The 8,030-nt window shown below is 64.6% G+C and carries 9 protein-coding genes; 8 read left to right on the top strand and 1 reads right to left on the bottom strand.

What is annotated here, in order from left to right:
* Positions 1 to 127 precede the first annotated feature (127 nt).
* From QVE23_RS07650 to ybeY, 3 genes are read left to right on the top strand one after another with little or no spacing between them, the layout of a single operon-like run.
* Entirely contained in the window at positions 128 to 1,333 is a 1,206-nt protein-coding gene (locus QVE23_RS07650) for a sporulation protein YqfD (RefSeq protein ID WP_021751374.1), read from the top strand.
* The gene (locus QVE23_RS07645) at positions 1,333 to 2,334 is read left to right on the top strand and encodes a PhoH family protein (protein WP_287967870.1); all 1,002 of its coding nucleotides are present in this window, start codon (positions 1,333 to 1,335) and stop codon (positions 2,332 to 2,334) included. Before QVE23_RS07650 ends, QVE23_RS07645 begins: the two co-directional genes overlap by 1 nt.
* Entirely contained in the window at positions 2,334 to 2,828 is a 495-nt protein-coding gene (gene ybeY / locus QVE23_RS07640; RefSeq protein ID WP_021751372.1) for an rRNA maturation RNase YbeY, read from the top strand. Before QVE23_RS07645 ends, ybeY begins: the two co-directional genes overlap by 1 nt.
* A gap of 1 nt (position 2,829) precedes the next feature.
* Here the strand turns inward: ybeY and QVE23_RS07635 are convergent, their stop codons facing one another.
* Complete coding sequence (locus QVE23_RS07635) at positions 2,830 to 3,039, bottom strand: hypothetical protein (RefSeq protein ID WP_021751371.1); 210 nt, start codon at positions 3,037 to 3,039, stop codon at positions 2,830 to 2,832.
* An 86-nt stretch (positions 3,040 to 3,125) separates the two neighbouring features.
* Here QVE23_RS07635 and QVE23_RS07630 point away from each other — a divergent pair, with 86 nt between their 5' ends.
* The 5 genes from QVE23_RS07630 (at position 3,126) to QVE23_RS07610 (ending at position 7,899) form a co-directional block, all read left to right on the top strand.
* Positions 3,126 to 3,341, top strand: coding sequence for a helix-turn-helix domain-containing protein (locus QVE23_RS07630; RefSeq protein ID WP_273482018.1), 216 nt, complete (start codon positions 3,126 to 3,128; stop codon positions 3,339 to 3,341).
* Positions 3,342 to 4,055: 714 nt separating this feature from the next.
* Positions 4,056 to 4,427 carry a hypothetical protein gene (locus QVE23_RS07625; RefSeq protein ID WP_273482017.1) on the top strand — a complete coding sequence of 124 codons (372 nt, stop codon included), beginning with the start codon at positions 4,056 to 4,058 and terminating at the stop codon, positions 4,425 to 4,427.
* The gene (recD2, locus tag QVE23_RS07620) at positions 4,405 to 6,621 is read left to right on the top strand and encodes an SF1B family DNA helicase RecD2 (RefSeq protein WP_287966729.1); all 2,217 of its coding nucleotides are present in this window, start codon (positions 4,405 to 4,407) and stop codon (positions 6,619 to 6,621) included. The genes QVE23_RS07625 and recD2 overlap by 23 nt, the downstream gene beginning before the upstream one ends.
* A 358-nt stretch (positions 6,622 to 6,979) precedes the next feature.
* Entirely contained in the window at positions 6,980 to 7,228 is a 249-nt protein-coding gene (locus QVE23_RS07615) for a helix-turn-helix domain-containing protein (protein ID WP_025545758.1), read from the top strand.
* Positions 7,225 to 7,899 carry a ComF family protein gene (locus QVE23_RS07610; RefSeq protein WP_276895415.1) on the top strand — a complete coding sequence of 225 codons (675 nt, stop codon included), beginning with the start codon at positions 7,225 to 7,227 and terminating at the stop codon, positions 7,897 to 7,899. The genes QVE23_RS07615 and QVE23_RS07610 overlap by 4 nt, the downstream gene beginning before the upstream one ends.
* Positions 7,900 to 8,030: the final 131 nt, after the last annotated feature.

Below are 8,030 nucleotides of genomic sequence, written 5' to 3'. Positions count from 1 at the left end.
ATCGACGTAAACACTACCGGCGGCGTGCTGCGGGTCCGGGGCGCCCGCCTGGCCCTGATGGCCATGACGGCGGAGGAGCTGCGGATCGGCGGGGACATTGCCGCCGTGGAGTGGGTGAGGTGACACCATGCTGAATCAGATCGTCAACCGGCTCCAGGGCCAGGTCCGGATCCGGGTGGAGACCCCCTTTCCGGAGCGGGTGCTGAATCTGTGCGGCGCCCGGAACCTGGCCTTCTGGGATATGGAGTGGGAGTCCGAGACTGCCTTCACCTGCCGGCTGAACCGGCGGGATTACTACGCCCTGCGCCGGGCGGTGAAACAGCTGGACTGCCGGCTGACCGTGGTGCGGAAGGAGGGGGTACCCTTCTTCCTGGGCCGGTTCCGGCGGCGGCACGCGCTGTTGGCGGGACTGACCCTGTGCAGCGCACTGCTGTTCTTCGGCTCCTTCTTCATCTGGGACTTCACGGTGGAGGGGAACCAGCGGGTCACAGACGAGGAGATCCTGCGGGCGCTGCAGCGGCAGGGGGTGGGGATCGGGACCTTCGGCATCTCCCTGGACACGGAGGACATCCGCAACCATGTGCTGCTGGAGATTCCGGAGCTGCTGTGGATCACAGTGAACGTCTCCGGCTGCCGGGCCTATGTAGAGGTGCGGGAGCGGGTGGAGGCGCCGGAGCCGGTGGACGAGCGGGAGCCCACCAACGTGGTGGCCCGCCGGGACGGGCTGATCCTGGACATCCAGGCGATGGATGGGGTCCGGTGCGTGCTGCCGGGGACGTCGGTGGAGGCGGGCGAGCTGCTGATCTCCGGCGTGGAGGACACGGAGACCGTGGGCGCCCGGGTCCTGACCGGCATGGGGAAAGTGGAGGCCCGGACCTGGTACACCCTCTCCACAGTAATGCCTCTGACGGTGGCGGAAAAGCAGTACACCGGAGAGGAGAAACAGGGCTACTCCCTGGTCTTTGGGACAAATCGGGTAAAATTCTTTTTAAACAGTAGCATCGGGACGGGAAACTATGATAAAATAACCGAAAGGACCCAGTGGTCCCTGTTCGGGCTGCCGCTGCCGGTCACCTTTGTGAAGGAGACCTTTCGTTTTTACGAGACGGTCCCCGCCGAGGTCTCCGCCGCCCAGGCGGAGAGCCGGGGTGAGGCGATCCTCACGGACTACCTCCACACTCTGGTGGACCCCTACGGCACCGTCAGCTCTACCCTGTGCACTTCTCGCCGGGAGGGGGACGGACTGCTGGTGACACTGACGGCGGAGTGTGTGGAGGAGATCGGCCGGGCCGTGCCCATCTACACAGACCCCACAGAAGAATCGGGCGGCTGATGCCCGGGAGATACAGGAGTGATACCTTGGAACAGCGAATCAGCATTGAGCGGCTGGAGCAGGCCGTGAATATTTTTGGATCCTTTGACGAGAACATCCGCCTGCTGGAGCAGGAGTTCTCCGTCACGGTGGTGAACCGGGACGGGGAGCTCCGGGTGGAGGGCGAGCCGGAGGACACCATGCTGGCCTGCAAGGCCATCCAGGCCCTGCTGACCCTCTCTTCGCGGGGGGAGGCCATCGGGGAGCAGAACGTCCGCTACGTCATCGGCCTGGTGCGCAGCGGCAAGGAGTCCCAGATCACCGAGCTCACCGGCGACGTACTGTGCATCAGCGCCAAGGGCCGGCCCATCAAGCCCAAGACCATCGGTCAGAAGGAGTATATCAAGTCCGTCCTGAAGAACACCGTCACCATCGGCGTGGGCCCGGCGGGCACCGGCAAGACGTATCTGGCCGTGGCCGCCGCCGTGCAGGCGTTTCGGGACAAGCAGGTGAACCGCATCATCCTGACCCGTCCGGCGGTGGAGGCCGGCGAGCGGCTGGGCTTCCTGCCCGGGGACCTGCAATCAAAGGTGGATCCCTACCTGCGGCCGCTGTACGAAGCCCTCTTCGACATGCTGGTGGCGGAGACCTATCAGAAGTATTTGGAGCGGGGCAACATTGAGGTGGCCCCTCTGGCCTATATGCGGGGCCGGACGCTGGACGACAGCTTCATCATCCTGGACGAGGCCCAGAACACCTCCCGGGAGCAGATGAAGATGTTCCTGACCCGGCTGGGCTTCGGGTCCAAGATCGTCATCACCGGCGATGTGACCCAGATCGACCTGCCGGACGGCAAGGCGTCCGGTTTGAAGGAGGCCATGCGGGTCCTGCGGGACGTGGAGGGCATCGGCATCTGCGAGCTGACCAACGCCGACGTGGTCCGCCATGTGATGGTCCAGCGGATTGTGGAGGCCTATGAGCGGTACGAGACCGCGAAAAACGGCGGAAAGGGGCGGAAGTGATGGCGAAGCGGCATTATATCCCCGTCACCGCCGACGTGCCCGGCGCCGCCAGTGAGGGCAACTGCGCCCTGATCCGCAAGGTGATCCGCACCGCCCTGGCGGCGGAGGGGGTGGACGTTCCCTGTGAGGTGGACGTGCTGCTGACGAACGACAGCGGCATTCACGAAATCAACCGGGAGATGCGGCAGGTGGACGCCTCTACGGACGTGCTGAGCTTTCCGGAGTTCGACCTTCGGCCCGGGGAGCTGCCCGCACCGGAGGACGCGGACCCGGGCACCGGCCTGGTGCCCCTGGGGGACATGGTGATCTCCATGGAGCATGTGGCGGCCCAGGCCAGGGAGTACGGCCACGCCAAACGGCGGGAGCTGAGCTATCTGGTGGTGCACTCTGTTCTGCACCTGCTGGGGTACGACCATCTGGACGAGGGGCCCCAGAAGGCCCGGATGCGGGCGAGAGAGGAAGCCATCCTGGGGGAGCTGGGCATCGGGCGGTGAATCACTCCCGGGGCAGGCCCCGGCCGGTGCGCAGGCCCAGCAGGAAAGCGTGGATGGCGGTGAACTCCAGGTTTTTTTCATAGCTTTCCAAGGCGTGATAACCCAACTCGTTATGAATCATATCCATGTGGAAGTTATAGTCGTCCGCTGGGACAGTGTCCAGGTAGGGCTTGATGTAGTGGAGATAAAGCCATATCATAAAGTCTGACATAGAAACCACCTTTCAAAACACTAAAGTTTTGTAGTGCACGATAAGATAATAACACTAAAAATTTTTAGTGTCAAGAGGAGCATTCAATGGAAATCATTTTTAAGGACCGGATACGTGCACTACGTCAAGAACGAGGCGAAACACAGGTGCAGGTAGCGGAAGCTATTGGGGTTGCGGAATCACATTATCAGCGGTTTGAAAGAGGGGCCAATCTGCCGAATTTGGAAAACGTCTGGAAACTGGCGGACCACTTCGGCGTCACCATCGACTATCTGGTGGGACGAAGCGACAAGCGGGGGTAACATGAGACGGGCCGCCGGACGGCGGGCTCGGGGATCTCTGCTCCCGCAGGGGGGCTTGTCCGGCGGGATGCGCCCCCCATTCTCTTTTTGGTTGCGCCAAAAAGAGAATGCGCCGCGCCCGGTGGAAGAGAAAAAGCGCTTCGGCGGGTCGGTCTGCGCCAGCGCAGACCTCCTGCCGCCGGCGGGGGATGGTTGGCACTCCCTTGCAGAAGTCAGGGACGGAAACGCACCGCCCTTGGGGAATCCTTAGGCCCGGGGAGGTTCAGGGATACCCCTGCTTCGCTTTCCGCTGCCGCTCACGCTTCCGCGGAGAACCAGCCAGCGCGTAGCGACGCGGAACGCGCGAAAAGAGAAGCTGGTCAAATGCGATCTTGCACCCCGACGACCTCCGCACCATCCGCCACGGGTCGGCAGTTGGGGGAACCGCAGAAGACCTAAGCGTGCCCGAAGGCTAGGCAAAATCGGAGCAGGCACCGGTACGCCGACCCCCGTCAGCGCGGAGGGCCACTGCACCGGAGCGCGTCCAAGCGGCCTTTTCTTTTGGACCGTGCACGGCCCGTTTTCTTTTCGGCAAGACCGAAAAGAAAATGGGGGGTGCATTGCCCAGCTATCATCATAGCTGCCATTCCGCGTCCAATGGGACGCACCCCAAACACTCCCGCCCCGGAACACCGAATCTGCCCCGTTGCATACACTATCCCGAGGTGATTTGGGATGACATTGCTGCAAGACGGTTTGATCGCGTTCCTCTCCGCGGTGGGCGTGACCACCCTGGTGTGGATCGTGGCAGGGGCCTTTTTCCGGGCGGGGCGGCCGGCGGTGCCGGGGCTGCTGCTGGTGCTGCCCCTGCGGGGAGAGGCCCTGGCCATGGAGGCGGACGTGCGGGAGCTGCGGCGCCTGCGGGGGCGCCTGCCCGGGGCCAGAATCGTGCTGGCGGACTGTGGGCTGACCCGGGACGCCCGGGCGCTGGCGGCCTATCTGGCGGACCGGGATCCGGGGGTGGCGCTGACGGACGGCGCCGTGATCCGCCTGGACGAAAACGAGCATACGAAAGAGGAAGAGCATGGAAGAGCTGGTCACCTGTGAGGGAACGGTACATAGCATCATTTTTCAAAATGCCGAGAACGGCTATACGGTCCTGCGCCTCCTGACGGAGGAGGGTGAGGTGATTACGGTGGTGGGCTGTATCCCCTGCGTGGCGCCGGGAGAGCACCTGGCGGTCTCCGGCGTGCCGGAGACCCACCCCCAGCACGGGGAACAGCTCCGGGCGGTGGAGCTGGAGCGGAGCCTGCCGGAGGACGAGGAGGAGATCTTCAGCTATCTCTCCTCAGGCATCTGCAAGGGGGTGGGCCCCGCCACCGCGCGGCGGATTGTGGAGCGGTTCGGGGCGGAGACCCTGGACGTTCTGGAGCGGGAGCCGGAGCGCCTGACCACGCTCAAAGGCGTCACCGCCCGCAAGGCCCAGGAGATCGCGGAGAGCTTCCGCCAGCACATGGGCCTGCGGCGGCTGATGGCCTTTCTGGCCCAGTACCAGCTGCCTCCTGTCCTGGCTATGGAGCTGCGGCGGCAGTACGGCGACGCGGCGCTGGAGAAGGTGCGGGAGAATCCCTACCTCCTCTCCGGCGAGGCGTGCGGGGTGGAGTTCTCCGTCACCGACGGGATCGCCATGGGCATGGGGCTGGCTGCGGACAGCGACCAGCGGCTCCAGGCGGCGGTGACCTTTGAGCTGAGCCACAATGAAAACAACGGCCACGTGTTCCTGCCCCGGAACAAGCTGATCTCCGCCACGACCCAGCTGCTGGACAGCGGGGCGGAGCTGGTGGAGCAGGCTCTGGACAGCCTCATTGAACGGGGCGCGGTGGTCCAGGAACAGGTGGCCAATGTGGAGGCCTGCTACCTCCGGCGGCTGTGGGAGGCGGAGTGTTCCGCCTGCATCCGCCTGGCGGGGCTGCTGGCTGCGGATACAGACCGCAGTGCCCAGGCGGGCCGGGCGGTGGACGAGCTGGAGGCCCAGCAGGGCATCACCTATGCGCCCCTGCAGCGGCAGGCGGTGGAGCTGGCCGCCCGGACGGGGGTGCTGGTCCTCACGGGAGGCCCCGGCACCGGCAAGACCACCACAGTCCGGGGCATCGTGGCCCTGTTCCGGCGGATGGGCCTGGAGATCGTCCTGGCGGCCCCCACCGGGCGGGCGGCCAAGCGCATGAGCGAGCTGACCGGCATGGAGGCCCAGACGGTCCACCGGATGCTGGGGATGAGCTGGAACGACGTCACCCATCAGGTGACGTTCCAAAAGACGGAAAAGGAGCCGCTGGAGGCGGACGCGGTGATCGTGGATGAGATGTCCATGGTGGACCTGGCGCTGTTCTCCGCTCTGCTGCGGGCCCTGCGGCCCGGCACCCGGCTGGTGCTGGTGGGCGATGCGGACCAGCTGCCCTCCGTGGGGGCGGGAAACGTGTTCTCCGACCTGATCCGCAGCGGCAGGGTGGAGACGGTGTTCCTCCGGGAGGTGTTCCGCCAGGCGGAGCAGTCGGCCATCATCCGCAACGCCCACGCGGTGAACCTGGGCCAGCCGCCCCAGCTGGCCAACAACCAGGGGGACTTCTTCTTCCTCTGCCGCCGGGATGGGGAGCGGACCCTCTCCACGGTGGTGGAGCTGTGCAAAACCCGGCTGCCGGACCACATGGGCATCCCGGCGGACCAGATCCAGGTGCTGACGCCCACCCGGAAGGGGCCCAGCGGCACGGAGAATCTGAACCGCTGTCTTCAGGCGGCGCTGAACCCGCCGGCGGCGGACAAACGGGAGATCCAGTGGGGAGAGCGGCTGTTCCGCACCGGAGACCGGATCATGCAGACGAAAAACAACTACAACGTGGTATGGGAAAAGGCGGACGGCACCGTGGGCACCGGCATGTTCAACGGAGACGTGGGAAGGATCGTGGAGATCGACCCGTCCGGAGAGCTGCTGGTGGTGAACTTTGATGACCGGATCGCCACGTACACGCTGGATATGCTCAATGAGATCGATCTGGCCTATGCCATGACGGTCCACAAGGCCCAGGGCAGCGAGTACCAGTGCGTGGTGCTGGCGGCCATGCCGGCAGCGCCGTCCCTGATGGTGCGGGGGGTGCTGTACACGGCCCTGACCCGTGCAAGAGAGCTTCTGATCGTGGTGGGGGACGACGCGGCCATCCGGGCCATGGCGGCCAACGACCGTCAGCAGCGGCGGTATTCCGGCCTCCGGTGGAGGCTGGCACATTTTGCGGATCCGGCGGAGAGATAAAGGCCGCCAGGTTTGCTGCCGGTGGAGGATGGGGTGCGTCCCATTGGACGCGGGACGGGCAGTTATGCTGCTGGCTGGGCAGATGCACCCCCGTTTCCCTTTTGGAAAGACAAAAGAGAAACGGGGGCTGTATCCCTGCTGGACCAGCCCCTGCGGGAGCAGACACCCCGAGGCCGCCATCCGGCGTCCCCTGCGTATCCGCCCAGCCGTCATGGCTGAGTTTTGCAGATGGAAACTGACGCCAACGGTTTCATAGAACAGGCGTGCAACACGGACCCATATGGGTCCCATTTTTTTACCTTTCCTCCATAGAATAAAGCAAAATCGGACCGAAACAGGTCCTGTTGCGGAGGCGTCTATGGAGGAGCAGAAGATCAAGCAGGACATCCGGATTGGAGCCAATATTCGGCGGATCCGAAAAAATCGAGGCATCAAGCCCATGGCACTGGTCCGCCTGCTCCAGCTGGAGGGCGTGGAAATCACCCGGGAATCGCTGGTGAAGATTGAACGAGGGGCTCAGCATATCAAGGCTTCCCAGCTCCGGGGTATCCGTGACGCTTTGCATACCACGTATGACGAACTGCTGGCGGAGGCAGAGAAACGATGAGCCTGCTGTCCGCCCTCCTGGACCTCATCTTCCCAGCCAAGTGCCCCTTCTGCGGCCGTGTTTTGGACAGACCGGGCATCTGTGACGCCTGTCGCGGGGAGCTTCCCTGGACGGAGGGGGCCGACGCCCTGCGCCGGGGGCCCGGCGGCTTTCTCTGCGCGGCGCCTCTGTGGTACCAGGGCCTGGCCCGAGAGGGGCTCCACCGCTTCAAGTTCCGGGGGATGTCCTCTGCTGCGGCGCCCCTGGGAGAGCTGATCGCCGGGTGCGCGGCGGAGCACTTCTCCGGAGCGTTCGACACGGTGACCTGGGTACCTGTCAGCCCCAGGCGCCTGCGTCAGCGGGGGTATGACCAGGCCCGCCTGCTGGCGGAGAGCGCCTGCCGCCTGTGGGAGACGAAGCCGCTGCCGCTGCTGCGCAAGACCGTCCACAACCCCGCCCAGTCGGGACTGAAGGAAGCTGCCGCCCGCCGGGCCAATGTGCTGGGGGTCTATGAGGCGGTGGACCCGGAGCGGATCTCGGGGCATCGTATCCTGCTGGTGGACGACATCTGCACCACCGGCGCCACCTTGGCAGAGTGCGCCCGGGTGCTGCGGGAGGCCGGAGCGGCAGACGTGGTCTGCGCCGCAGCGGCCCTGACGCCGCTGGAGAGGGACAGCGGGCAAAAGGCCTGAATCGGTGGAAATTGTTCACAAATTAGTGTTGCATTCCCAGGAAACTGCCAGTATAATAAAGACTGTATGATTGTTCGCGGGAAAACCGCTTATACTATAAGACAGAAAGATCAAATGAGGTGGAGTCAGTA

The sequence above is a fragment of the Oscillibacter sp. KLE 1728 genome, from assembly GCF_934833455.1.
Classification (GTDB): Bacteria; Bacillota; Clostridia; order Oscillospirales; family Oscillospiraceae; genus Oscillibacter; species Oscillibacter welbionis.
Note: the sequence above shows the minus strand (reverse complement) of the source record. Positions and strands in the feature narration are given on the sequence as shown.